Here is a 1695-nt window from a genome sequence, read left to right as displayed (position 1 = left end):
GGCCGCCATCGTGCCGCGCGCCACCGTCGCCGGGCGGGCGCTGGTGGCGGTGGTGGCGATCATGACCTTCCTCGCCTCCCTCACCATCGGCACCGCGCTGGCCGTGCGCGCCACCGCCGCCACGTGGCGTGCCGACGTCAAGCGCGAGGTGACGATCCAGATCCGCGCCGGCGAGAAGGCCGCGACCGACGCCCAGGTCCAGGCGGCGGTCGATCTCGCGAAGTCCACCCCCGGCATCGCCGGCGTCCATGTGCTGACGGCGGAGGAGACCTCCCGCCTGCTCGAGCCCTGGCTCGGGGCGGGACTGGACCTTGCCGACCTGCCGGTGCCGCGCGTCATCGTCCTGCGTCTCGACGGCAGCGGCCAGGCGGACCTGGCGCGGCTCAAGCGCACTTTGTCCGACCGCATCCCCACGGCGACCCTGGACGACCATCGCGCCTGGTCCGAACGGCTCGGCCTGATGGCGCAGGGCATCACCATCACCGGCATCGGGCTTCTGGCGCTGGTGGCGCTGGCCACCATCCTCACCGTGGTGTTCGCCACCCGCGCGGCGGTGGCGACCAACCGCTCTGTCGTGGAGGTCCTGCACTTCGTGGGCGCCCGCGACGGGTTCATCGCCGCCCAGTTCCAGCGCCATTTCCTGCGCATCGGCGCCGAGGGCGGGCTGATCGGCGGGCTCTCGGCCTGCGCCATCTTCCTCGCCGTCGCCTTCCTGCCGCGGTCGGGCCTCCTGCCGGCCGCCGAGGATCAGTCGGCCTTCCTCGGCTGGCTGGATCCCGGTCCGCTGGGATTTGCCGGCATCGGCCTCGCGGTGGTGACGGTGGCGCTCGCCACCGCGCTCACCTCGCGCGTGACCGTTTACCGAACGCTGAGGACGATTCAATGATCGGCTTGGCGGCGCGCGACCGGCGGCGGGAGCGTCCTCGCGAGCGCCGCATTCGCGCGTCATGGTCTGTGCCATGACCCTGTCCAACGGAGCCCTGGCCCGCGCCGGGCGGAGAAGGAAAAGCGAAGGGGGTGGACGCCGCCGGCCGCGCACGCTGCTGCGTCGCGCGGTGACGCTGGCGGTGCTCGCGGCCGGTCTCGCCGCCGTGGCCGGGCTCGCCTGCTTTCTCGTCTTCACCGCCCAGATCGCGACCCGCGAGCCGTCCAGCGTCAAGAAGGCGGATGCCATCGTGGTCCTCACCGGCGGCGCCTCCCGCATCCCTGATGCTTTGGCGCTGCTGGCGGAGGGCCATGGCCGGCGCCTGCTGATCACCGGCGTCAACCCTTCGACCTCGCCCGACATGCTGCGCGAGAGCCTGCCGGTGGGCGACGCCGACCGGCTCATCGCCTGCTGCGTCGATCTCGGGCACAAGGCCTTGAACACGCTGGGCAATGCCATCGAGGCGGCGGAGTGGACGCGCAGCCAGAGCTTCCGATCGATCCTGGTGGTCACCAGTTCCTGGCACATGCCGCGGGCGATGCTGGAGCTGGAGCGCGCCTTGCCCGAGGTGGAGTTTGTGCCCTATCCCGTGGTCTCCACGCGGATGCAGGCGGAGCAATGGTGGCGCGACCCCCCGACCTTGAAGCTGATCGTCAAAGGAAATTTCCTCAAAATACGTCATGGCGGCGGCCAAAGATCCGGCCGGCCCAGGCGGTGGCTGCGCCCCGGCGCGCAGGCGCGCGTCGCGCCCTGAGCCCCGGCGCCGGGTG

At 71.9% G+C, this 1695-nt stretch carries 2 protein-coding genes; both read left to right on the top strand.

Features of this window, described 5'->3' with window-relative positions:
• Window positions 1-886: cell division protein FtsX (locus tag AC2W7M_RS24930; RefSeq protein WP_486135748.1), on the top strand; the 886-nt coding region annotated here is incomplete at its 5' end.
• 73 nt (window positions 887-959) lie between these two features.
• The gene (locus AC2W7M_RS24925; protein ID WP_486135747.1) at window positions 960-1679 is read left to right on the top strand and encodes a YdcF family protein; all 720 of its coding nucleotides are present in this window, start codon (window positions 960-962) and stop codon (window positions 1677-1679) included.
• The last annotated feature ends 16 nt before the right edge of the window (window positions 1680-1695 follow it).

This window comes from Xanthobacter sp. BG11Y11_SDJG (assembly GCF_057364445.1).
Note: the sequence above shows the minus strand (reverse complement) of the source record. Positions and strands in the feature narration are given on the sequence as shown.

Bases quoted from the DNA above. Each gene is read 5' to 3' on its own strand.
- AC2W7M_RS24925 (WP_486135747.1), top strand. From the start codon at position 960: ATGACCCTGTCCAACGGAGCCCTGGCCCGCGCCGGGCGGAGAAGGAAA.